20 protein-coding genes and 1 other RNA gene are annotated in these 24,045 nt (G+C 59.4%); 14 read left to right on the forward strand and 7 right to left on the reverse strand.

The genetic code is table 11. The features are described from left to right. Window positions 1–20 precede the first annotated feature (20 nt). Both UTO39_RS04665 and UTO39_RS04670 read left to right on the forward strand, forming a co-directional pair. Window positions 21–680: a helix-turn-helix domain-containing protein gene (locus tag UTO39_RS04665; protein WP_061098468.1), complete on the forward strand. Its 660-nt coding sequence runs from the start codon at window positions 21–23 to the stop codon at window positions 678–680. A gap of 69 nt (window positions 681–749) precedes the next feature. Next, a complete protein-coding gene (locus UTO39_RS04670) occupies window positions 750–1,379 on the forward strand; it encodes a helix-turn-helix domain-containing protein (protein WP_320726595.1) in 630 nt (209 codons plus the stop codon). A 50-nt stretch (window positions 1,380–1,429) separates the two neighbouring features. Here the strand turns inward: UTO39_RS04670 and UTO39_RS04675 are convergent, their stop codons facing one another. The 3 genes from UTO39_RS04675 to UTO39_RS04685 form a co-directional block, all read right to left on the reverse strand. After that, a complete protein-coding gene (locus tag UTO39_RS04675) occupies window positions 1,430–1,624 on the reverse strand; it encodes a YdiH family protein (RefSeq protein ID WP_003857766.1) in 195 nt (64 codons plus the stop codon). 85 nt (window positions 1,625–1,709) lie between these two features. Continuing rightward, window positions 1,710–2,120 carry a 1,4-dihydroxy-2-naphthoyl-CoA hydrolase gene (menI, locus tag UTO39_RS04680; protein ID WP_151413236.1) on the reverse strand — a complete coding sequence of 137 codons (411 nt, stop codon included), beginning with the start codon at window positions 2,118–2,120 and terminating at the stop codon, window positions 1,710–1,712. Continuing rightward, on the reverse strand, window positions 2,117–5,173 hold the full coding sequence (locus tag UTO39_RS04685; protein WP_320726596.1) for an FAD-binding and (Fe-S)-binding domain-containing protein: 3,057 nt from the start codon (window positions 5,171–5,173) through the stop codon (window positions 2,117–2,119). The genes menI and UTO39_RS04685 overlap by 4 nt, the downstream gene beginning before the upstream one ends. A gap of 198 nt (window positions 5,174–5,371) precedes the next feature. On the opposite strand from UTO39_RS04685, the gene ydiK reads away from it, so the two are divergent. Further along, window positions 5,372–6,487 carry an AI-2E family transporter YdiK gene (ydiK, locus tag UTO39_RS04690; RefSeq protein WP_253541656.1) on the forward strand — a complete coding sequence of 372 codons (1,116 nt, stop codon included), beginning with the start codon at window positions 5,372–5,374 and terminating at the stop codon, window positions 6,485–6,487. Window positions 6,488–6,695: 208 nt separating this feature from the next. Next, window positions 6,696–6,803: antisense sRNA RprA (gene rprA / locus UTO39_RS04695), an RNA gene on the forward strand. A gap of 5 nt (window positions 6,804–6,808) precedes the next feature. On the opposite strand, the gene UTO39_RS04700 is transcribed toward rprA, so the two are convergent. The 3 genes from UTO39_RS04700 to ppsA form a co-directional block, all read right to left on the reverse strand. Continuing rightward, window positions 6,809–9,184, reverse strand: coding sequence for a glycoside hydrolase family 3 N-terminal domain-containing protein (locus tag UTO39_RS04700; RefSeq protein ID WP_320726597.1), 2,376 nt, complete (start codon window positions 9,182–9,184; stop codon window positions 6,809–6,811). A 3-nt stretch (window positions 9,185–9,187) separates the two neighbouring features. Beyond that, a complete protein-coding gene (locus UTO39_RS04705; RefSeq protein WP_320726598.1) occupies window positions 9,188–10,588 on the reverse strand; it encodes an MFS transporter in 1,401 nt (466 codons plus the stop codon). Window positions 10,589–10,822: 234 nt separating this feature from the next. After that, window positions 10,823–13,201 carry a phosphoenolpyruvate synthase gene (ppsA, locus tag UTO39_RS04710; RefSeq protein WP_028012836.1) on the reverse strand — a complete coding sequence of 793 codons (2,379 nt, stop codon included), beginning with the start codon at window positions 13,199–13,201 and terminating at the stop codon, window positions 10,823–10,825. 335 nt (window positions 13,202–13,536) lie between these two features. Between ppsA and UTO39_RS04715 the strand changes: the two genes are divergently transcribed. The 8 genes from UTO39_RS04715 to UTO39_RS04750 all read left to right on the forward strand — a co-directional run bounded on the left by UTO39_RS04715 (window position 13,537) and on the right by UTO39_RS04750 (window position 21,641). After that, entirely contained in the window at window positions 13,537–14,370 is an 834-nt protein-coding gene (locus UTO39_RS04715) for a pyruvate, water dikinase regulatory protein (RefSeq protein ID WP_028012835.1), read from the forward strand. Between the two features lie 152 nt (window positions 14,371–14,522). Further along, window positions 14,523–15,569 carry a 3-deoxy-7-phosphoheptulonate synthase AroH gene (gene aroH, locus UTO39_RS04720; protein ID WP_320726599.1) on the forward strand — a complete coding sequence of 349 codons (1,047 nt, stop codon included), beginning with the start codon at window positions 14,523–14,525 and terminating at the stop codon, window positions 15,567–15,569. 182 nt (window positions 15,570–15,751) lie between these two features. Further along, window positions 15,752–15,940, forward strand: a complete 189-nt coding sequence (gene hemP, locus UTO39_RS04725) for a hemin uptake protein HemP (protein WP_151413273.1) — start codon at window positions 15,752–15,754, stop codon at window positions 15,938–15,940. Window positions 15,941–16,012: 72 nt separating this feature from the next. Beyond that, window positions 16,013–17,995, forward strand: a complete 1,983-nt coding sequence (locus tag UTO39_RS04730) for a TonB-dependent hemoglobin/transferrin/lactoferrin family receptor (RefSeq protein ID WP_253541648.1) — start codon at window positions 16,013–16,015, stop codon at window positions 17,993–17,995. A 35-nt stretch (window positions 17,996–18,030) separates the two neighbouring features. Further along, window positions 18,031–19,059 (forward strand): hematinate-forming heme oxygenase ChuS, encoded by a 1,029-nt coding sequence (gene chuS, locus UTO39_RS04735; protein ID WP_320726600.1) that lies wholly within the window; start codon window positions 18,031–18,033, stop codon window positions 19,057–19,059. Further along, window positions 19,056–19,877 carry a hemin ABC transporter substrate-binding protein gene (locus tag UTO39_RS04740; protein WP_320726601.1) on the forward strand — a complete coding sequence of 274 codons (822 nt, stop codon included), beginning with the start codon at window positions 19,056–19,058 and terminating at the stop codon, window positions 19,875–19,877. The genes chuS and UTO39_RS04740 overlap by 4 nt, the downstream gene beginning before the upstream one ends. Then, window positions 19,877–20,869, forward strand: coding sequence for an iron ABC transporter permease (locus UTO39_RS04745; protein ID WP_320726602.1), 993 nt, complete (start codon window positions 19,877–19,879; stop codon window positions 20,867–20,869). The genes UTO39_RS04740 and UTO39_RS04745 overlap by 1 nt, the downstream gene beginning before the upstream one ends. Beyond that, window positions 20,862–21,641 carry a heme ABC transporter ATP-binding protein gene (locus UTO39_RS04750; protein WP_320726603.1) on the forward strand — a complete coding sequence of 260 codons (780 nt, stop codon included), beginning with the start codon at window positions 20,862–20,864 and terminating at the stop codon, window positions 21,639–21,641. The genes UTO39_RS04745 and UTO39_RS04750 overlap by 8 nt, the downstream gene beginning before the upstream one ends. Here UTO39_RS04750 and UTO39_RS04755 read toward each other — a convergent pair. Further along, a complete protein-coding gene (locus tag UTO39_RS04755; RefSeq protein WP_320726604.1) occupies window positions 21,608–22,531 on the reverse strand; it encodes a LysR family transcriptional regulator in 924 nt (307 codons plus the stop codon). The genes UTO39_RS04750 and UTO39_RS04755 overlap by 34 nt on opposite strands. A gap of 140 nt (window positions 22,532–22,671) precedes the next feature. Between UTO39_RS04755 and UTO39_RS04760 the strand changes: the two genes are divergently transcribed. Together UTO39_RS04760 and UTO39_RS04765 are read left to right on the forward strand one after the other, a co-directional pair. Further along, a complete protein-coding gene (locus tag UTO39_RS04760) occupies window positions 22,672–23,379 on the forward strand; it encodes a CoA transferase subunit A (RefSeq protein ID WP_320726605.1) in 708 nt (235 codons plus the stop codon). A 2-nt stretch (window positions 23,380–23,381) separates the two neighbouring features. Further along, window positions 23,382–24,038 carry a CoA transferase subunit B gene (locus UTO39_RS04765; RefSeq protein WP_266178237.1) on the forward strand — a complete coding sequence of 219 codons (657 nt, stop codon included), beginning with the start codon at window positions 23,382–23,384 and terminating at the stop codon, window positions 24,036–24,038. Window positions 24,039–24,045 lie beyond the last annotated feature (7 nt).

Consider the following 24,045-nt stretch of genomic DNA (forward strand, 5'->3'; position numbering starts at 1 on the left):
AAGTCGCTGTGAGGTAACTTATGAATACGCGTTTAACCACCCCACTAAATAATAACGAATCCTCCGTTCTGGATTTAAAACCGTTCTCCCATATAGACATGCTGATTAAACATGTGTTGCCAGCGGCCAACAGAATGATCATCAGTCGTGGTGAAACCGTCCATTATTATAAAGATGATGTTCGGCAGTGCTTTCTGCTTATCCAGGGCAGCGTGGCGCTTCATCGCCGGGGTGACGGCATTGTGTTAAATTCTGAATGTGCGCCTTTTATTCTGGGCGTAAGCAGTCAATTCTCCTCTGAACATCTGTACGTCAGGGCGCTGGAGACCGCGGAAATCGCCCGCGTGTCGCTGGAAAGCTTTAACCAGATTGTGTCGCAACATGATTTATGGGAGCACTTTTCAAAGCTGCTTATTTATACCGCCTCGCGGGTATACGAGCATTGCGCGCAAATATCGCAAATGTCTGCCTACGATATCATCCGGTTCCAGCTTGTTGAGCTGATGCAGGAGCCGGACGCCATACGGCAAAATACGACGGCGGCAGCCTACATCAAAAGCCGGACGTATCTTTCACGTAGCGGAATTATGCGTATTTTGGCGGAATTACGTACCGGGAAGTACATCACCATGGAGCGCGGCGTGCTGCTTGAAATTCACCATTTACCGCGAAAATATTGATTGCCACCGTGCCTGTACGGGCGAGAAACGCTATAATTAGCCAGGTTATTTTTAAGGTTACCGGCTACCATGTCCCTTCCAGAAACGTCTCACCGCGGCTCGCCCTACGCACAAGAGCTTATTTCTCACTTACTGCCTGATTGCACAACGCGACGCACCGCTCGCGGTGAGCGGCTCGATCTTCAGATCGACGGTCAGGGAATGTGCTATTTAATTCTTGAGGGAACGGTCGCTATCTACAGAAGAAGCGACGACATGATGCTCTCCACCGCCCGCAGCCCCGCCCTGTTCGGTCTCGCTAATCTGACAGATATTTATTTCAACGATTACCTGAAGACCGTTAGCCCGTGCCTGATAGGCACGCTCACCACCGGGCGGGTGAATGAAATTATCAAGGAAAAGGCGCTGTGGGGGCTGCTCTCGAAACAACTTATGTTTGTATATAGTCGTCTTTATAACAACGTGATGCCGCAGGGCGCGCCGACGGCGTATGAGATGATTCGCCAGCAGCTGATAAAGCTGATGGAAGAAGATGAAAGCTATCGCAGCAGCGTGACGGCGGAAAGGTATATTCGGGAGAAAACCCAGCTCTCCCGCAGCGGCGTGATGCGTATTCTGGCGGATTTAAAAACCGGCAGCTTTATTGAAATAGAAGAAGGCCGACTCATCAGGATCAACAAGCTTCCCGCCCGCTACTGAATTCCGGGCACAAAAAAGGCCGCACTCGCGGCCTATTCAACAACACTCACTCAATGGACGTGAACGCCCAACCGCCAGGCAAAGTAGATCTCTTCTTTCAGCTCATTAGAAGAGAGCGCCAGCAAATCCGTGAACTCCAGCTCAAGCTGTTTCAGCTTTTTCAGGTATTGCGCCGGAGACAGGTTGCTCTTATCGCGACGTAAATATTCAATTGCCAGCTGTGTTGGGGTTATTTCAGTATCCATGATGTCCTCGCTTATGTACAAATCCTGACCAGTATATCACATCATGCTGGCTAGTTTTTGACCAAAGGCAATTCATCTGGAAACTTTACACGACCGCCGTCGTCAGCCGAGACGAGCAGCACAGGCGATCCTGCTCGTCGAGAATATCAATCTGCCACACCTGGTGGCGGCTGCCGGCGTGCAGCGCGCGGCAGATACCGCGCACGCGTCCGCTGCGCACCGAGCGAATGTGGTTGGCATTCACCTCAAGCCCGACCACCTTCTGTTCGCCTTCGGTGCAGAGATATCCCGCGACGGAGCCCAGGGTTTCCGCCAGCACAACGGAGGCCCCGCCGTGCAGCAGGCCAAACGGCTGATGGGTGCGACTATCGACAGGCATCGTCGCCTCCAGATCGTCGTCCCCAATGCGGGTGAACTGGATATCCAGCAGCCCCACCATATTCCCCTCGCCCATGGCGTTCAGCGCCTGCAGCGTGACGGCACGTTTCCAGATCATCCAATTATCTCCAGTAAAGCCTGTAATGGGTGGCGTACACCGTTACCCTCTACCCGTTTGACCTGGCTGCGGCAGGAGTAGCCCGTCGCCAGGCAGCGGTTTCTTGGCAATCGCTGCATCGCCTGATGCCAGGAGAGCTCATAAATACCGAGCGAGTTGGCGTGGTTTTTCACCTCGTGGCCGTAGGTGCCCGCCATGCCGCAGCAGCCCACGCTGACGCTCTCCAGCTTCGCGCCGAAGCGCGCAAAAATAGACGCCCACTGCGCCGTGGCGCCGGGCAGCGCCGTCACCTCCGTACAGTGGCCGAACAAATACCACGGTTCACCGCCAGCCTCCTGAATGGCCTTCTCTTCCAGGGCTGCCGGCAGCCACTCGTGCACCAGCATGACGTGGAAATCGCCGCGCTTATCACCCAGCGTCTGCTTGTATTCATCGCGATAGCAAAGCACCAGCGCCGGATCGACGCCGACCATCGGCATCCCAAGTTCGGCGATCCGGTTGAGAAAATCAGCGGTTTTTTGCGCCGTTTTCGCAAAGCGGTTCAGGAAGCCTTTAATGTGCTGCGCCTTGCCGTTTGGCGAGAACGGCAGCACCACGGGCTGATACCCCAGTTTTTCAGCCAGGCGGATGAAGTCAGCGACCACCTGCGCGTCGTAGTAGCTGGTGAACGGATCCTGAACCACCAGCACCACATTCGCTTTTTGCTCAGGAGCAAGCGCTTCGAGCTGTTCCAGGGTCATGTTCGCCGAGCGGTGGCCGACAAGCTGGCGCTGCAGCGACGGCACCGACAGCAGCGGCAGATCGACCATGCCGATGTGTTTTTCGGAGAGCTTGCGCACCAGCGGCTGATTAATAAAGAAGTTAAAGGTCTTCGGCGCGCGGGCCATCAGCGGCGCGTAGCTTTCTACCGTCGCCACCAGATGGTCGCGCACCGGGCGCAGATAGTGGGTGTGGTAGAGCTGCAGGAAGCGCGAGCGGAATTCCGGCACGTCGATTTTAATCGGGCACTGGGTGGAGCAGGCTTTACAGGCCAGGCAGCCGGACATCGCCTCTTTCACCTCGTGGGAGAAATCATATTCGCCCTTGTTGGCATGCCAGCTGTTGCGGGTGCGCTCAATCAGCGAGCGCAGGCTGGCCCGTTTTTCCGGCAGCTCCTGCTCAAGCTTCAGGGGATCGACGCCGCGGTCCGCCAGCAGACGCAGCCACTCGCGCACCAGCGTCGCCCGCCCTTTCGGCGAGTGGATGCGGTTGCTGGTGATTTTCATTGACGGGCACATAGGGCTTTTCACGTCGAAGTTAAAGCACAGGCCGTTGCCGTTACACTCCATCGCGCCGCGCCAGGACGAGCGCACCGCAATCGGGATCTGTCTGTCATACGTGCCGCGCTTCACGGCATCCACCTGGAGCATCGGCGCGTCCACGCCTTCAGGCGGGCAGATTTTCCCCGGGTTGAGGCGGTTATCCGGGTCGAACGCCGCCTTCACCTTGCGCAGCTCCGCGTAAAGCTGTTCCCCAAAGAAGGCCGGGCTGTATTCCGCGCGGAACCCTTTCCCATGCTCCCCCCACAGCAGACCGCCGTATTTGGCGGTCAAAGCCACCACGTCGTCGGAGATCTGCTTCATCAGGATCTCCTGCTGCGGGTCGCACATGTCCAGCGCCGGACGCACGTGCAGTACCCCGGCATCCACGTGGCCGAACATGCCATAGCTAAGGCCGTGGCCGTCCAGCAGGGCGCGAAACTCCACGATATAATCCGCCAGATGCTCAGGCGGCACGCAGGTGTCTTCGGCAAACGGAATCGGCTTCGCCGCCCCTTTCGCATTGCCGAGCAGGCCCACGGCTTTTTTACGCATGGCGTAAATACGCTCGATACCGGCCAGATCGTGACAAAGCTGCCAGCCAATCACGCCGCCTTCGCCTTGAGCAATAAGCTCATCAAGGCGCTGGCAGAGCGTCGTCACCTGGCTTTCAATCAGCTCCGCGTCATCACCGGCAAATTCCACGATGTTGAGGCCAAGCATCTCTTTATCCGGCACGTCGGTAATCAGCTCGCGCACGGAGTGCCAGACGATATCTTCCCGCGCCAGGTTCAGCACCTTCGAGTCGACGGTTTCCACCGACAGCGCCTTCGCGTCCACCATAAACGGCGCATTGCGCAGCGCGGAGTCGAAGGAGTCATATTTGACGTTCACCAGGCGACGCACCTTCGGCAGGCGGGTGATATCCAGCCGCGCCTCGGTAATAAACGCCAGCGTCCCTTCGGAGCCGGTCAGCACGCGGGTTAAATCAAACTGCGTCAGGTCGTCGTTAAAGACGTGGCGCAGATCGTAGCCCGTTAAGAAGCGGTTCAGTTTGGGGAATTTGTCGAGAATAAGCTGGCGGTTGTCGCGGCAGCGCTCCAGCACGGTGCGGTAGATGCGCCCGCTGGCGGTATTGTCTTTACCCAGCGTTTCCGCCAGTTCGACCGGCATCGGCTGGGTATCAAGAATGTCGCCGCCTAACAATACCGCCCGCACGCCCAGCACGTGATCGGAGGTTTTGCCGTAGACCAGCGACCCCTGCCCGGAGGCATCGGTGTTGATCATCCCCCCTATGGTTGCACGGTTGCTGGTGGAGAGTTCTGGGGCAAAAAAGTAGCCGTAAGGCTTGAGGTACTGATTAAGCTGATCTTTGATCACGCCCGCCTCAACCCGCACCCATCCCTCTTCAGGGTTGATCTCAATGATGCGGTTCATATAGCGCGACATATCAATAATGATGCCCTGGTTCAGCGCCTGGCCGTTGGTTCCGGTGCCACCGCCGCGCGGCGTGAAGACCAGAGAGGCAAACCGCTCCTGCGTTGCCAGCCGGGCGATAAGCGCCACGTCGGCCGTTGAACGAGGGAAAACAACCGCATCGGGAAGAAGCTGGTAGATACTGTTATCGGTTGCCATCGTCAGCCTGTCGGCATAGTTCGTGGCGGTATCACCTGTAAAACCCTGTTGCTCCAGTGCCTGCAAAAAATTAAGCACCAGCTGAACGACGCCAGGTGCCTGAGAAATCTGTGGGATCATTACTGTCGACCCTAATTAGAGTTGTGGGAATCGTTTGCGTGTATCTTAAAAGTTTTATCACATTTTTTTCTTATAATCTCTGCTGAATTACAGGCAGAATTCGCCTGTCAAAAACCGCTGATATCGCTAATGATTAGAGAAACGCGGTTTTCCATTCCCGCCAGACGTACTGGCGTTCTTTTAAGGAAAGTTTCATTTATGGTCAATCTTCGCCAGCCCAGGGATGTTGCGCAAATTCTGCTGTCGGTGCTGTTCCTGGCCCTCATGATTATTGCGTGTCTGTGGATTGTTCAACCCTTTATTCTCGGCTTCGCCTGGGCTGCGACCGTTGTCGTCGCCACGTGGCCTTTGCTGCTGCGCTTGCAGAAGCTGCTGTTTGGCCGCCGCGGCCTGGCCGTACTGGTGATGACGCTGCTGCTGTTCCTGCTGTTTATTATTCCGATTGCGCTGCTGGTAAACAGCCTTGTCGACTCCAGCGGCCCGGTGATCCGCGCCGTGACCAGCGGCGACCTGACGCTGCCGGACCTCGGCTGGCTGAACAGCATTCCGGTCGTGGGCGCTAAACTTTACAGCGGCTGGCATAGCCTGCTGGAGATGGGCGGCAGCGCGCTGATGGCGAAAGTGCGCCCGTATATTGGCACCACAACCACCTGGTTTGTCGGCCAGGCCGCGCATATCGGCCGCTTTATGATGCACTGTACCCTGATGCTGGTCTTCAGCGCCCTGCTTTACTGGCGCGGTGAGCAGGTGGCTTTAGGCGTTCGTCACTTTGCCACTCGCCTCGCGGGAAAACGCGGTGACGCCGCGGTCCTGCTGGCCGCGCAGGCCGTGCGCGCGGTCGCCCTGGGCGTCGTGGTGACGGCGCTGGTGCAGGCGGTGCTGGGCGGTATCGGCCTGGCGATTTCCGGCGTGCCGTACGCCACCGTCTTTACCGTGGTCATGCTGATGACCTGCCTTGCGCAACTGGGGCCGCTGCTGGTGCTGGTTCCGAGCATTATCTGGCTCTACTGGACGGGTGATACCACGTGGGGAACGGTTCTGCTGGTCTGGAGCTGCGTGGTTGGCACCATGGATAACGTGATTCGCCCCATCCTCATCCGCATGGGCGCGGACCTGCCGCTGATCCTGATCCTCTCCGGGGTTATCGGCGGACTGATTGCCTTCGGGATGATCGGCCTGTTCATTGGCCCGGTGCTGCTCGCCGTCACCTGGCGCCTGTTCTCCGCCTGGGTTCATGAAGTGCCGCCGCCGGGAACCGACCCGGACGCGATTCTGAGCGAGCTGGAAGAGCTGGAAGAGAAGAACACGCAGTAAGTTTTTCGCCGGGTGGCGCTAACGCTTACCCGGCCTTAACTGTTCCACGCAATACTTAAACACTGCTAAAGTATTTATTCGTTACGCACTGGTCAGACCCGCCATTTCAGCATTAAGTCCGCTATTATCCTCAAGAAATCTTTACGTCTCTTTAACTATTGAGACGAATCCGATCGACGCTAAAAATTACAATGCCTACTATTAGCTCACGGTTATAAATCAACACCTTGATTTATAAGCATGGAAATCCCCTGAGTGAAACAACGAATTGCTGTGTGTAGTCTTTGCCCATCTCCCACGATGGGCTTTTTTTTATCCTGACTACGCGCGCTTCACGTCACAGGCGCTGAGCATCCGCCACTCCGCTGGCAGCACCCGGGCTTCCCCTGCCACATTGACCGTCACCGCCTCGCGGATATCCGCCGACGATGCGCCAATTTGAATTTCAAACTCGCCCGGCTCAACGACGCGCTGGCCGTCACGACGGGTGAAGTTGAACATCTCAACCGGCAGCGTGAAGGTGAGCGTGGCGGTTTCGCCCGGCGAGAGCGTAACGCGCTGGAAGGCCTTAAGCTCCTGAAGCGGGCGCACCTGGCTGGCGACCTTATCCCGCACGTAGACCTGCACGACTTCGCTGCCGCTGCGCTCACCGGTATTGGTGATATCCACGCTCAGCGTCACCTCACCGTCGACCGGCACGCTGCTTTCAGCGACGCGGGCAGTGCCCCAGCTAAACTGCGTCCAGCCGAGGCCGAAACCAAACGGGTAACGCGCACCGAAATGGAATGCAAACGGCGTGCCGCCGCTTTTCAGCTTGTGGTTATAGTAGAACGGCATCGCCCCGGCGCTTTTCGGCACGCTGACCACCAGCCGGCCCTGCGGCTCCGCGCGACCGGTTAACACATCGGCAATCGCCCAGCCCCCTTCCTGCCCCGGCGCCCAGGCCATCATCAGCGCGGCAACCTTATCTTCCAGCCCCTGGAGGTTGTACGGGCGCCCGCCGGTCATCACAACAATTACCGGTTTGCCGGTGGCGACCAGCGCCTCCAGCAGCCGTTGCTGCACGCCGGGCAGATTCAGGGAATCGGTATCGGAGCCTTCCCCTACCGTGCCGCTCTGGAACAGCCCGGCGAGATCGCCCACGCAGGCCACCACCACGTCACTCTCCTGCGCGGCGCTGACCGCCTCGGGGATAAGTGCGGTACTTTGCGAAACAGGAGACTGCTGCATTGGCTTGCCGCCGCTGTCGCCGGGGAATACCGGCGCGCCCGCCATCCGTTTTTCGATAATGTGGCACCCTTTCGCGTAGCGCACGTTCGATGCACCCAGGTACTGCTCCAGCGCCGCGCGCGGGGTCGTCACCTGCGAGGTCTCCTCAACCATATCGCTGATGATCAGATGCACCGGGAAGCTGTAGCCGCTGAGTAACGCCAGCGGATCGTCTGCCGTCGGCCCCACCACCGCCACGCGGGGTTTACCGTTCAGCGGCAGAATACCGTTGTTTTCCAGAAGCGTGACCGATTTTGTCGCCACCTCCCGCGCCGCCTGGCGGGTCATCTCATTTTGCAGATCGATGCCGTTTTCATCGGCATACGGGTTCTCGAACAGGCCGAGGCGGAATTTTTCGGTCAGCGTACGCGCCACGATCTCATCCACCTTCGCCATGGAAATCAGCCCGCGCTCAACGGCGTCTGCCAGATGCCTCGCGCAGTCGTCTTTCGGCAGCTCAACGTCCAGCCCGGCGTTAAAGGCAAGCGCGGCGGACTCCGCTGCGTCGTGGGAAATCCCGTGGTGCTGGTGCAGCAGGCTGACGCCGCCGTAGTCCGCCACAATAATGCCGTCGAAGCCCCACCTTTCGCGCAGGACAGTGGTCAGCAGGAAGCTGTCGCTGTGCCCCGGCTGGTTATCAATGTCGTGGTAGGCGGGCATGACCGAACCGGCGTTTGCCAGCTTGACCGCCATTTCAAACGGCAGCAGGAAGGTGTCGTTCAGCTCGCTGAAGCCCAGATGAACCGGGGCGTGGTTGCGCGCCCCTTCGCTGAACGAGTGGCCTACGTAATGCTTGAGCGTCGCCAGCAGATCGCGCTTGTCGCCCTGCAACCCTTTCACGTAGGCGGTTGCCATCACGCCCACCAGCCAGGGATCTTCCCCGAACGTCTCTTCGGTTCGCCCCCAGCGCACGTCGCGGGAAACGTCCAGCACCGGGGCCAGCCCCTGCTGGCAGCCGACGGAACGCGCCTCTTTACCGATCTGCTCCGCCGCGCGCTGCACCAGTTCAGGGTCCCAGGTGGAGCCGTAGTTCAGCGAGGACGGGAACAGCGTGGCGTCTTTGCACAGCAGCCCCACCAGGCACTCTTCATGGAACAACGCCGGAATGCCGAGCCGCGTCTCTTCCATCATCATCCGCTGCAGGCGGTTAGCGGCGCGCACCCCGGTTTTCGCGTCAACGATGTGGGTGCCGAGCGGACGGGTGATCTGCCCGACGCCCAGCTTTAGCCGTTCGCTCAGCGCCGCCTGCTCGCTGACGCCGGCGAACTCATCGCTGAGGTCGCTGCGCTCCCGGTGGTTGCCGTTTTCATCGAGGATCAGCCAGTAGGCGTGCATCTGGGCGAACTTCTCTTCCGGGGTCATGCGCGCCAGTAAATCGGCGACGCGCTCGTGCACGGGACGTCCCGCGTCCTTATAGATAGCAGTCATATTTTACTCCTGTAGTGCGGAAGGGGTTGCCGGGCCGAGCTGCCCCGCGTCGGGTCTTACCTCACGCTTGCTGGCCAGCTCCCTGGCGATGGAATCCACCAGCCGGCTGTTGAGCTTGTAGATGGAAAGCAGCGCCACCATGCAGAGGAACAGCGCGCACGGAATAAGGGTGAACAGCGCGTTGATGGTAGAGAGCACGTGCGGCGCCTGGGCTGCCTGGCCCGGGGCGTAATCCACCATGCCGAGCACCCAGCCGACCACCGCCCCGCCCAGCGCAAGGCCAAACTTGATGGCGAACAGCGCGGTAGAGAAGACCAGCCCGTCCAGACGGCGGCCGCTGCGATGCTCTTCGTAGTCGACCACATCGGAGAACATGGTCCACTGAAGCGGCGTAGTGAGGTTTTGAATAAAGCTAAAGACGATGTTAAGGCCAAAGATCGGCCACACCTGCGAAGGCGGCAGGAAGAAAATCAGCGCGCCGAAAATGACGAAGGAAATTATCGTCCACTGATAGGCGCGTACGCGGTCAAATTTCCCCAGCAGGCGTTCAGATAATAACGCGCCGCTTAACGAGGCCACCATTCCGGAAACAATAAAGGCAAAAACCAGCTCCGGGCGCAACAGCACATAGTTAACGTAATACATGGTGGCAGAGCCGCGCGTCACCACCGCCGTTAACAGCAAAATATTAAACACGAACACAATGCGCCACTGGCTGTTACCGGCCAGCAGTTTTAAATCGGTGAGCATGGAGCCGGAGGTATCATTGCGCGGGGAATAACGCTCGCGGGTCATCAGGAAACAGCAGAAGAACAGCACAATCCCCAGCAGCCCCATCAGGCTCATGGCATAGAAATAGCCTTTCTGCACGTTGCCCTGGCCCAACAGTGAGACCAGCGGCAGAGCGATAACCGTCACGATCAGCCCGCCGATAAATGACAGGCCAAAACGCCAGGACTGCAGGGAGTGGCGCTCGCGCGGATCCAGCGTCAGCGCGCCCGGCATGGCGCAGTAAGGCACGTTTATGGCGGAATAAATCAGGCTTAAAATCGAGTAGGTCGCGCAGGCATAGACAATTTTTGCCGTCGGCCCCACGTCCGGTACATAGAAGGTGATAAGGCAGCTTGCGCCAAAGGGAATAGCAAACCACAGCAGCCAGGGACGGAAACGACCGTGACGCGTCTGGGTGCGGTCAACCAGCGCGCCAATGCACGGGTCGACAAACGCATCCACCACGCGCACCACTAAAAACATGGTACCCATGATCGCGGCAGGCAAACCAAAAACGTCGGTATAGAAATAAGCAAGAAATAATGTGGCCGTTTGCCAGACCAGCGCGCTGGCCATATCGCCTAAGCCATAACCTATTTTATCTTTGGTACGCAATACAGAGGAGAGTGTCATTGTTATTTGCCTTTTTATCAGGTTAAAACGTATTTCAACCAGTTGCGCATCTTCTGAAGGGAAATGCGCAGTAAGGCTCAAGTATTAGCAACGCGTTGCGCACTAACAATTGTCTTAATTAACAGACAAATTATGATATTTGGTTTTTTAGTTTATTTGTGATGGGGAGCAAATTAGAGGTGAAATAAAAAAGGCGAGGAATAAAACCCTCGCCTTTTTGCGATCGTGTTGCCGTTACTTGTTCAGTTCCGCCAGGCTCAGCCAGGTTTGCACTACCGTGTCCGGGTTCAGGGAGAGGCTATCGATCCCCTCTTCCATCAGCCAGGCAGCAAAGTCTTCATGGTCGGATGGCCCCTGACCGCAAATCCCGACGTATTTGCCCTGCTTCTTCGCCGCGCGGATGGACATAGAGAGCAGCGCTTTCACCGCCTCGTTACGCTCGTCGAACAGCTCGGAGACCACGCCGGAGTCGCGGTCCAGGCCCAGCGTCAGCTGCGTCATGTCGTTCGAGCCGATAGAGAAGCCGTCGAAGTGCTCCAGGAACTGCTCGGCCAGCAGGGCGTTGGACGGGATCTCGCACATCATGATGATCTTAAGCCCGTTTTCGCCGCGCTTCAGCCCCTGACGCGCCAGCTCGTCCACCACCGCTTTCGCCTGATCCACGGTACGCACGAACGGGATCATGATTTCGACGTTGGTCAGCCCCATGTCGTTGCGCACGCGTTTCACCGCCTCGCACTCCAGCGCGAAGCAGTCGCGGAAGCTGTCGGACACGTAGCGTCCGGCCCCGCGGAAGCCCAGCATCGGGTTCTCTTCTTCCGGCTCGTAGCGCTCGCCGCCCACCAGGTTAGCGTATTCGTTAGACTTAAAGTCAGACAGACGCACGATCACGCGTTTCGGGTAGAACGCCGCGCCCAGCGTGGCGATCCCTTCGGTCAGGCGGCCAACGTAGAACTCTTTCGGCGAGTCGTAGCCTTTCATCATCTCGCGGATTTCGTTCTGCAGCTTCGCGTCCTGGTCGTCAAACTCCAGCAGCGCGCGCGGGTGAACGCCGATCATACGGTTGATGATGAATTCCAGACGCGCCAGGCCAACGCCTTCGTTCGGCAGGCAGGCGAAATCAAACGCGCGGTCCGGGTTACCGACGTTCATCATGATCTTCAGCGGCAGATCCGGCATGGTATCCACGCTGGAGCTCTTCACGCTGAAGTCAAGGATATCGGCATACACGTAGCCGGTATCGCCTTCCGCACAGGAAACGGTTACGTTCTGGCCGTCCTTCATGCGCTCGGTAGCGTCACCGCAGCCGACAACCGCCGGGATCCCCAGCTCGCGGGCAATGATCGCCGCGTGGCAGGTACGGCCGCCGCGGTTGGTGACGATGGCCGAGGCTTTCTTCATGATCGGTTCCCAGTCCGGGTCGGTCATGTCGGTCACCAGCACGTCGCCTGGCTCAATACGGTTCATCTCGCTGATGTCGTGGATCACCTTGACCGGACCAGCACCGATGCGGTGACCGATGGCGCGGCCTTCCGCCACGATTTTACCCTGCGCGTGCAGCGTATAACGCTCCATCACCTGGCCGCGAGAGCGAACGGTCTCCGGGCGCGCCTGAACGATAAACAGCTTGCCGGTGTTCCCGTCTTTCGCCCATTCGATATCCATCGGACGGCCATAGTGTTTTTCAATCTGCACCGCCTGCTTCGCCAGCTCCTGCACTTCGGCGTCGGTCAGGGAGAAGCGGTCGCGCTGCTCCTGCGGCACATCTTCAATCTTAACCTGCTTGCCGTGCTCCTGGGTTGGGGCATAGATCATGCGGATTTTTTTCGAGCCCATGGTGCGGCGCACCACCGCCGGACGGCCCGCAGCAAGCGTAGGCTTGTGGACGTAGAACTCGTCAGGGTTCACCGCGCCCTGCACCACCATCTCACCCAGGCCCCATGCGGAGGTGATAAACACCACCTGGTCGAAGCCGGATTCGGTATCAATGGAGAACATCACGCCGGAGGAACCCACGTCCGAACGCACCATGCGCTGCACGCCCGCGGAGAGCGCCACGCCGCGATGGTCGTAGCCCTGATGCACGCGATAGGAGATGGCGCGGTCGTTGAACAGGGAAGCAAACACGTGCTTCACCGCCACCAGCACGGCATCGTAGCCCTGAACGTTCAGGAAGGTTTCCTGCTGCCCGGCAAACGACGCGTCCGGCATGTCTTCTGCGGTCGCGGAAGAACGCACGGCAAAGGAGGCCTGCGCGTCGTCAGCGGAGAGCTGGTTGTACGCGTCATGGATAGCTTTTTCCAGTTCCGGCTGGAAAGGTGTGTCGATGATCCACTGGCGGATCTGCGCCCCGGCTTTGGCAAGCTCGGTGACGTCATCAATATCCGTTTTATCCAGCAGGTCGTAAATGCGCTGGTTTACACCGCTCTGGTCTAAAAACAGGTTAAACGCGTCGGCGGTCGTGGCAAACCCGTTTGGTACGGAGACACCCATACCGGACAGATTTGTAATCATTTCACCCAGGGAGGCATTTTTGCCCCCAACTCTGTCTACATCATTCATGCCGAGTTGGTTATACCAAAGCACCAGCGGTGACGAGCCATTGTTGGACATCGAAACAATCCTTTTGTGATATTTGATCGGAGTAAGTAACACCTGACTACGTATTTATACTGGCATAATTATTTGCGCTAAAAAAACGGTGAATCGTGTAAGCAATTTAAATTTTCAACTTTTCGGATAGTTTCCCACCAGCCAATAAGCTGATGATTCCTCTATATTCAGCCAGAAACCACAAAAATAAAGCCGCTATTTGAAAAATGAAATCCGCTTTTCAGGAAAACCAAAAACATCATTTCATTTTAAATTCAGATAACTTCTTTGCTGTGCAATTAACTTTTTTAATTTATGCTTTCAGACAATTACGTATGATATTCAGGGTGGGTAAAATGGATAATGCTGTCGATCGCCACGTTTTTTATATTTCTGATGGTACGGCGATCACCGCCGAGGTGCTGGGCCACGCGGTGATGTCGCAATTCCCCGTTTCGATTAACAGCATCACGCTGCCGTTTGTGGAAAATGAGAGCCGCGCCAAAGCGGTGAAGGACCAGATTGACGCCATCTTCCAGCAGACCGGCGTGCGCCCGCTGGTGTTCTACTCCATCGTTATTCCAGAGATTCGCCACATCATTCTGCAAAGTGAAGGCTTCTGCCAGGATATCGTGCAGGCGCTGGTGGCTCCGCTTCAGAGCGAGCTGAAGCTTGACCCGACGCCTATCGCCCACCGCACCCACGGGCTGAACCCCGGCAACCTGACCAAGTACGACGCGCGTATCGCCGCCATCGACTACACCCTGGCGCATGACGACGGAATTTCGCTGCGCAATCTCGACCAGGCGCAGGTGATTTTGCTCGGCGTGTCGCGCTGCGGCAAAACGCCGACCAGCCTCTATCTGGCGATGCAGTTTGGCATCCGCGCCGCAAACTACCCCTTTATTGCTGACGATATGGATAACCTGGTGCTGCCCGCTGCGCTCAAGCCGCTGCAGCACAAGCTGTTCGGCCTGACAATTAACCCGGAACGTCTCGCGGCAATCCGCGAAGAGCGCCGCGAAAACAGCCGCTACGCCTCGATGCGCCAGTGCCGCATGGAGGTTTCCGAAGTGGAGGCGCTGTACCGCAAAAATCAGATCCCGTGGCTGAACAGCACGAACTATTCGGTAGAAGAGATCGCCACCAAAATTCTCGACATCATGGGGCTTAACCGCCGCATGTACTAATATGCTAGTACATTGGCTCGGATTCATGTATCATCCTTTTCAACAGCGGGGCGGTGTCGCCCCGAACTTGAAATCAGCAGGGATTGGTTTAATGTGATGCCCATCACTTCCCGGTAGTCTGCCGATGAAGCACAAATTTTCTGAGACACGTCATGAATAAAACCGATGAACTCCGCACGGCGCGCATAGACAGCCTGGTCACCCCGGCTGAACTGGCCGAGCGGCACCCCGTTTCCGCCGCGGTCGCGGAACATGTGACGGCCTCCCGCCGCCGCATTGAAAAAATCCTCAATGGTGAAGACAAACGTCTTCTGGTAGTGATTGGGCCCTGCTCCATCCACGATCTGGATGCCGCGATGGATTATGCAAAACGCCTTCAGGGGATGCGGGATAAATACCAGCATCGCCTTGAAATAGTGATGCGCACCTACTTTGAAAAACCGCGTACCGTGGTGGGCTGGAAGGGGCTGATTTCCGACCCTGACCTTAACGGCAGCTATCGCGTGAACCACGGCATCGAGCTGGCGCGCAAGCTGCTGCTGCAGGTCAACGAGCTGGGCGTGCCGACGGCCACCGAGTTTCTCGATATGGTGACCGGGCAGTTTATCGCCGACCTGATCGGCTGGGGCGCGATTGGCGCGCGCACGACCGAAAGCCAGATCCACCGCGAGATGGCTTCCGCCCTCTCCTGTCCGGTCGGCTTTAAAAACGGGACCGACGGCAACACCCGAATTGCGGTGGATGCGATCCGCGCCTCGCGTGCCAGCCATATGTTCCTCTCGCCGGACAAGAGCGGCCATATGACCATCTACCAGACCAGCGGTAACCCGTATGGGCACATCATTATGCGCGGCGGGAAGAAGCCTAATTACCATGCACAAGATATTGCGGCTGCCTGCGAAACGCTGGCCGAATTCGACCTGCCGGAACATCTGGTGGTGGATTTCAGCCACGGCAACTGCCAGAAGCAGCATCGCCGCCAGCTGGACGTTTGCGATGAGGTCTGTCAGCAGATCCGCAGCGGCTCGACCGCCGTTGCCGGGATTATGGCCGAAAGCTTTATCAAAGAAGGCACGCAGAAAATCGTTGCCGGGCAGCAGATGGTGTACGGCCAGTCTATCACCGACCCGTGCCTGAGCTGGGAAGACAGCGAGCTGCTGCTGGAGAAGCTGGCAGGTGCGGTTGATTCTCGCTTCTGATGTTATTGTCGGGTGGCGCCCTTCTCCCTCTCCCTTTGGGAGAGGGTTGGGGTGAGGGGATCAGACCGCACCTCCCCCTAAATTTGATCCCGTCACACAATTTTCACAAAAACGCTTGCCGTGAAATTGCAGTTTATTGATAATGATTATCATTGTTACATTGATTGTTATTTATAAACATGATGTCACCTACGGATAACAGCGCGGCAACGCCAGCTAAAACACACACAGCACCGTCCCCTACCCCTACCGATCGTCGCATCGACAGCAAAACTTTGCTGGGTGATGAGGGCCGGGTGATTATCGAGCATGACGGCCAGCACTATCTGCTGCGCCAGACGAATGCCGGAAAACTGATCCTCACAAAATAAACCAAAACTTTCGCCAGCCACCCAGGTGATCCCCAGGCAGCCAGCGCTTTCGATACTTTATGGAGAGTTGCTATGCCACACCTGCATACCGCACGTTTACGCCCGTCCCTTCTGGCGCTGGCGATTGTCAGCACCCTGCCGGGCGCCGCGTTTGCTGCCGCAGATGAAATCACCGTCACCGCAACGGGCAACGCCCGTAGCGCCTTCGAAGCCCCGATGATGGTGAGCGTGATTGACGCCACCGCCCCGGAAAAACAGACCGCCAGCTCTGCCGCCGACCTGCTGCGCAACGTGCCCGGCCTGACGCTGGACGGCACCGGCCGCACCAACGGTCAGGACGTTAACCTGCGCGGCTACGACCGCCGCGGCGTGCTGGTGCTGGTCGACGGCGTGCGCCAGGGTACCGACACCGGGCACCTTAACAGCACGTTTCTCGATCCGGCGCTGATTAAACGTATTGAAGTGGTGCGCGGTCCGTCTGCTCTGCTCTACGGCAGCGGCGCGCTGGGTGGCGTCATCTCCTATGATACCGTCGACGCCAAAGATCTGCTGGAACCGGGCAAAAACAGCGGTTACCGCGTGTTTGGTACCGGCGCGACGGGGGATCACAGCCTCGGCCTGGGGGCCAGCGCCTATGGCCGTACCGATACCCTGGACGGCCTGGTGTCGTGGTCCAGCCGCGACCGCGGCGATATCCGCCAGAGCGACGGTGCAACGGCGCCGAACGACGAATCCATCAATAACATGCTGGCGAAAGGCAGCTGGAAAATCGACCAGGCCCAGACGCTGAGCGGCGCCCTGCGCTACTACAACAACGCCGCGCAGGAGCCGAAAAACCCGCAAACCGCTGATGCCAATAGCAGCAACCCGATGACCGACCGTTCCACCATTCAGCGCGATGCGCAGGTTGGCTACCACATTGCGCCGGAAGGGTACGACTGGCTGAATGCCGATGCGAAGGTTTACTGGTCCGAAGCGCGCATTAATGCCCAGAACATCGACAGCACCGGCGAGTTCCGCAAGCAGACCACCAAAGGCGGCAAGGTGGAAAACCGTACCCGCCTCTTCAGCGACTCCTTTGCCTCTCACCTGCTGACCTACGGCGGAGAATATTATCGTCAGGAGCAGCGTCCGGGCGGGGCCACGACCGGCTTCCCGGAGGCGAAAATCGACTTCAGCTCCGGCTGGCTGCAGGATGAAATCACCCTGCGCGACCTGCCCGTTACCCTTCTGGGCGGCACGCGCTATGACAACTATCGCGGCAGCAGCGAGGGCTACGATGACGTCAATGCCGATAAGTGGTCTTCCCGGGCGGGATTAACCGTCAGCCCGACCGACTGGCTGATGCTGTTCGGCTCTTACGCGCAGGCCTTCCGCGCGCCGACCATGGGCGAAATGTATAACGACGCCAAACACTTCTCCATCGGCCGGTTCTACACCAACTACTGGGTGCCGAACCCGAACCTGCGCCCGGAAACCAACGAAACGCAGGAATTTGGTTTCGGCCTGCGCTTTGACGACCTGATGCTCGCCAACGACGCGCTGGAATTCAAGGCCAGCTATTTCGATACCAAAGCCAAAGACTACATCTCCACCACCGTCAATTTTGCCGCGGCGACCACCATGTCGTACAACGTTCCCAACGCCAAAATCTGGGGCTGGGACGTGATGGCAAAATACTCGGCCGACCTGTTTAACCTCGACGTGGCCTATAACCGCACCCGCGGGAAAGATACCGATACCGGGGAGTACATCTCCAGCATCAACCCGGACACCGTCACCAGCAAGCTGGACGTTCCGGTGGCGCAAAGCGGTTTCTCCGTGGGCTGGATCGGCACCTTTGCCGATCGTTCAACCCACGTCAGCAGCAGCTACAGCAAGCAGCCGGGCTATGCGGTTAACGATTTCTACGTCAGCTATAAGGGCCAGGAGCAGCTCAAGGGCGTCACCACCACGCTGGTGCTCGGCAACGCCTTCGACAAGGAGTACTGGTCTCCGCAGGGTATTCCGCAGGACGGTCGTAACGGCAAGATTTTCGTAAGCTATCAGTGGTAATTCCCTTCGGGGCCACTCTTCAGAAGGATAAGACAATGCATCACTACACACGCTGGCTTGAGCTAAAAGAAGAACATCCGGGTAAGTACGCGCGAGACATCGCCGGGTTAATGAACATCAGCGAAGCGGAGCTGACCTTTGCGCGCGTGGGCCATGACGCCTGGCGACTGCGAGGAGAAATCCGCGATATCCTGGGCGCGCTGGAAGCCGTGGGTGAAACCAAGTGCATCTGCCGCAACGAGTATGCCGTTCACGAGCAGGTGGGCAGCTTCACCAACCAGCACCTGAACGGCCACGCCGGGCTGGTGCTGAACCCGCGCGCGCTGGATCTGCGCCTGTTCCTCAACCAGTGGGCGAGCGCGTTTCACCTCAGCGAAACCACCGCCCGCGGCGAGCGCCAGAGCATTCAGTTCTTCGATCGCCAGGGCGATGCGGTGCTGAAGGTCTACACCACGGACAACACCGACCTCGCCGCCTGGGGCGACGTGCTGACCCGCTTTATCTTTGCCGATAACCCGCCGCTTGAGCTGAGCGCCGGGGATGCCCCGGCTCACGCCGAAAACGCGGATGCCGCTCTGGTGGACAAGGAGTGGCGCGCCATGACCGACGTGCATCAGTTCTTCAGCCTGCTCAAACGCCACAACCTCAGCCGCCAGCAGGCGTTTCGCCTGGTGGGCGACGACCTTGCCTGTAAGGTGGAGAACAGCGCGCTGGCACAGCTGCTGGAAGCGGCACGCCAGGACGGCAACGAAATCATGGTCTTCGTCGGCAACCGCGGCTGCGTGCAGATCTTCACCGGCGCGGTGGAGAAAGTCGTGCCGATGAAAGGCTGGCTGAACATCTTTAACCCTGCCTTTACCCTGCATCTGCTGGAGGAGACGATCGCGGAGAGCTGGGTGACGCGCAAGCCCACGGCTGACGGTCACGTCACCAGCCTGGAGCTGTTTGCCGCCGACGGCACGCAAATCGCCCAGCTTTACGGCCAGCGTACCGAAGGCGAGCCGGAGCAGAGCCAGTGGCGCAGCCAGATTGACGCCCTGACGCCAAAAGGGCTGGCCGCATGAAAACGTGGTTAGCCCTGCTGAGCGCCCTGCCTCTGGTGACGTTTGCCGCCGCGCAGGAGAAAATTGTCGCCCTTGGCGGCGACGTGACCGAGATTGTCTATGCGCTTGGCGCGCAGTCTTCTCTGGTCGCGCGCGACAGCACCAGCCAGTGGCCGCAGGCGGCAAACGATCTGCCTGACGTGGGGTATTTACGCCAGCTTAACGCCGAAGGCATTTTGTCCATGCGCCCCACGCTGGTGCTGGCCAGCGACCAGGCGCAGCCGTCTCTGGCGCTGAAGCAGGTCGAGCAAAGTCACGTCAGGGTGGTAACCGTTCCCGGCCGCAACGACCTGAGCGTCATTGACGAAAAGGTTCGCGTGATTGCCGACGCCACGCACCGTGAAGCCGAGGGAGAAGCCCTGCGCCACACGCTGCGTCAGGCGCTGGCGGCTCTGCCCACCGCGCCCCTCAACAAGCGGGTGCTGTTTATCCTCAATCACGGGGGAATGACCGCGATGGCCGCCGGGCAGCAGACCGGCGCAGACGCCGCCATCCGTGCCGCCGGGCTGCAGAACGCGATGCAGGGATTCACCCGCTACCAGCCGCTGTCTCAGGAAGGGGTCATTGCCAGCCAGCCCGATCTGGTGGTGATTTCGCAGGACGGCGTGAACGCGCTGGGCGGCGAGGAGAACCTGTGGAAGCTGCCCGGTCTGGCGCAAACCCCGGCGGGACGGAACAGGCAGGTGCTGGCGATTGATGATATGGCGCTGCTGGGCTTCAGCGTGCGAACGCCGGCTGCCATCCAGAAGCTGCGCGCCAAAGCGGAGCAACTGCCCTGATGTCCCGGCGGATCGCCTTGTCGCTGTGGATGCTGGCCGCGATCCTGAGCATCATGACGCTCACCGCGACCGGGTTTGGGGCACTGCACCTGCCGGTCAGCCTGCTGTGGAGCGGCAGCGATGAGGCCATGCGTCAGATCTGGCTTACCATTCGCCTGCCCCGCGTGCTGCTGGCGCTGGTGATTGGCGGAGCGCTGGCGCTGGCCGGCTGTGTGATGCAGGGGCTGTTCCGCAACCCGCTGGCGGACCCGGGGTTGCTGGGGATCAGCAGCGGCGCGGCGCTGGCGGTGGCGCTGTGGGTGGTCATTCCCGCCGCGTTACCTGCCCTGCTGATGCTGTATGCCCCGATGCTCGCGGCGTTCCTCGGCGCGCTGGCCGCAACCGTCATTATCTTCCTGCTCAGCCAGCAGCGTCACGGCTCCCTGTCCCGCCTGCTGCTGGTGGGGATCGCCATCAACGCCCTGTGCGGCGCGGCCGTCGGGGTGCTCTCATGGCTCAGCAACGATGCCCAGCTTCGCCAGCTTTTCCTCTGGGGAATGGGCAGCCTCGGGCAGGCGCAGTGGTCCACCCTGCTGGCGGTAACGTCGCTGATGGTGCCCGCGGTGCTGGTTATCTGGCGGCTGGCCGGCCCGCTCAACCTGCTGCAGCTGGGCGATGAAGAGGCGCACTATCTCGGGGTGGATGTCGCGATGGTACAGCGGATCCTGCTGCTGTGCAGCGCCCTGCTGGTTGCCGCGGCGGTGGCCGTCAGCGGGGTGATCGGCTTTATTGGCCTTGTGGTGCCGCACCTGATGCGCATGTGGCTGGGGGCCGACCACCGGGCCGTCGTTCCCGGCTCGGTGCTGGCCGGCGCGCTGCTGCTGCTGGTTGCCGACACGCTTGCGCGCACCCTGGTCTCTCCGGCGGAGATGCCCGTCGGGTTGTTGACCAGCCTTCTCGGCGCGCCGTGGTTCCTGTGGCTTATCTTTCGTCGCGGAGGTACGCATGGCTGAACGCTATTGTGCAGAAAACATTTTCTTTCACGCCGGGCAGCGGACGCTGATCGACGATGTGTCGCTTACCCTCTCTCAGGGTGAGCTGGTCGCACTGATTGGCCCAAACGGTGCCGGGAAATCGACGTTATTGCGGCTGCTTACCGGCTATCTCAAGCCCGCAAGCGGACGCTGCACTCTGGCCGGCACGCCGCTTGCGGACTGGCCGCCGGATACCCTCGCTCGCTACCGGGCGGTGATGCGCCAGAATACACAGCCCGGATTCGACTGGCCGGTAGAAGCGGTGGTCGGTATGGGACGCGCCCCCTGGACTCGCTCCCCTGAAGCGTCGGTGGTTGAGGAAGTGATGGCGATAACGGGCTGTCTACCGCTGGCGGGCAGACGCTATTCGACGCTCTCCGGCGGCGAGCAGCAGCGGATCCAGCTCGCCCGCGCGCTGGCCCAGCTCTGGTGCGACGGAGCACCGCGCGGCTGGCTGTTTCTTGATGAGCCCACCTCCGCGCTGGATCTCTACCACCAGCAGCATCTGCTGCGCCTGATGAAATCCCTGACCCGTCGGGGTCATCTTCACGTCTGCGTGGTGCTGCACGATCTCAATCTGGCGGCGCTGTGGGCGGATCGCATTCTGCTGTTGCACAGCGGCAGGCTGGTCTCCAGTGGCGCGCCGCGGGACGTGCTGCAGGCCGGGACGCTGGCGCGCTGGTACGGCGCGCAGGTGCGCGTCGGCAGCCATCCGGATCACCCCGTACCGCAGGTATTTCTCGCCCCCTGAGCGGGCTGGTAAAAATCCTTCAGCGTTTCCAGCAGGGCATGCGCCGCTTTAGAGAGCTGCGTGTGCCCCGGATGGATCGCTCCGATACACTTTTCTATGGGCGGGTTATCCAGCGGAATACAGACCGCACCCAGTGCCGTCATCTGCGCTTCGCAGAGCGCCGGTACGGCGCTGCCGCCCAGCCCGCTGGCGACCATGCGCCCTACCGTCACCAGCTGATGGCTCTCCAGCGCCACGTCCAGCTTTCTGCCGCTTCGCGCCAGCTCCTCCTCCATCATCAGACGTACCGCCGAAGGGCGCTGCAGGGTAATGAAGTCCAGCGTCAGCAGCTCTTCCCAGACCAGCCGCTTTTTGCCCGCCAGCGCGGAGTCCTTCGGCACAATGGCGACAAACCTGTCGAGCCCCAGCGGCGTAAAAAGCAGGTTGTGCGTGGGGGCCGGCTCAAAGGCGATCCCCATCTCAACCCGCCCTTCCCGCACCATCTCAACCACCTGCTCATTGATGACGTCATGCACGGTGACGTTGATCCCGGCGTGGCGATCGCGAAACACCTTGAGCACCTCCGGCAAGACGTTGGCGGCAAATGACGGCATCGCCGCGACGGAGATTTTGCCGCGCTGCAGGGTAAAGCACTGGTGCATCGCCTCTTCCACATTATCCCAGTCGGCAAGCAGCTGCCGCGCCATCGGCAGAAACGTCTCCCCTTCCTGCGTGAGGGCAACCTTGCGCGTGCTCCGCTGCAGCAGCGGGCCGCCGAGCGCGTCTTCCAGACTTTTAATCGTCAGGCTCAGGGCCGGCTGGGAGAGATTTAAGCGTTCGCTGGCGTGCGCGAAATTGAGAGTGTGAGCTACCGCTAAAAACGCGCGTAACTGTTTGACACTCATTCTCATTTTTCATCCTGTTAACTAATTGAAAAGAATTAGTTAACAGGAAATTAATAAGAAAACCAAATGAGTGGGTCACAAATTCAAAATTAACAAATGAGTCGCCGCCCCAAATGATACCGGCACGGTTAACGGGAGGGATGACTATGGCAGGACTGGATAAGCGCGTTGGCAGCTATGCGCAGGCGCTGGATGGGCTGACGGACGGAATGACCTTGCTGGCGGGCGGCTTCGGCCTGTGCGGCATTCCGGAGAACCTGATTGCGGAGGTCCGACGCCGTCAGGTGAGAGATTTGACCGTGGTGTCAAACAACTGCGGCGTGGATGGATTCGGTCTGGGGATACTGCTCGAAACGCGGCAGGTTCGCAAAGTGGTGGCCTCTTACGTCGGCGAGAACGCGCTGTTTGAGCAGCAGGTGCTGAGCGGCGAGCTGGAGATTGAGCTCACCCCGCAGGGCACGCTGGCGGAAAAGGTGCGCGCGGGCGGGGCCGGTATTCCGGCGTTTTACACGGCCACCGGCTACGGCACGCCCGTGGCGGCCGGCAAGGACGTGCGCCAGTTTGCGGGCAAGCACTACATCCTCGAGGAGGCGATCGTCGGCGATTTCGCGCTGATCAAGGGCTGGAAAGCGGACTGGTACGGCAACGTCATCTATCGCCATACCGCGCAAAACTTTAATCCGCTGATGGCAACGGCGGGCCGGATCACGGTGGTGGAGGTGGAAGAGATTGTTCCGCCGGGCGAACTGCCCCCGTCGGCCATTCACACTCCGGGAATTTACGTCGACAGGCTGATTGTCGGCCAGTTTGAAAAACGCATTGAGCAGCGCACCCTGCGCGCGCAAGGAGTGTGACGATGTTAACCCGTGAACAGATGGCCATGCGCGTCGCCCGCGAACTGCGCGACGGTTATTACGTCAACCTGGGGATCGGCATCCCTACCCTGGTGGCGAACTACATCCCGGACGGGATGGACGTGATGCTGCAGTCGGAAAACGGCCTGCTGGGGATGGGGGCTTTTCCTGACGAGCAGAGCCTCGACGCCGACATGATCAACGCCGGTAAACAGACCGTGACCGCGCGGATCGGCGCAGCCATTTTCGACTCGGCCCAGTCGTTTGCCATGATCCGCGGCGGCCATGTGGACCTGACCGTGCTGGGCGCGTTTGAAGTGGACGTGGAGGGCAATATCGCCTCGTGGATGATCCCCGGAAAGATGGTGAAGGGCATGGGCGGCGCGATGGATCTCGTTGCCGGGGCGCAGAACATCATCGTGGTGATGACCCACGCCTCAAAGAGCGGTGAGTCAAAGCTGCTGCCGCGCTGCACGCTGCCGCTCACGGGCGCGGGCTGTATCCGTCGGGTCCTGACCGATCTCGCGCTGCTGGAAATCCAGGACGGCGCGTTCATCCTGCGGGAATACGCCCCGGGCGTCAGTACTGACGAGATCGTGCGTAAAACGGCAGGGAAAATCATTGTGGCGGACGACGTGCGCGAGATGCGCTTCAACTGAGGGGTCA

The sequence above is a fragment of the Enterobacter sp. 118C5 genome (assembly GCF_034107645.1).
Lineage (GTDB): Bacteria > Pseudomonadota > Gammaproteobacteria > Enterobacterales > Enterobacteriaceae > Enterobacter > Enterobacter nematophilus.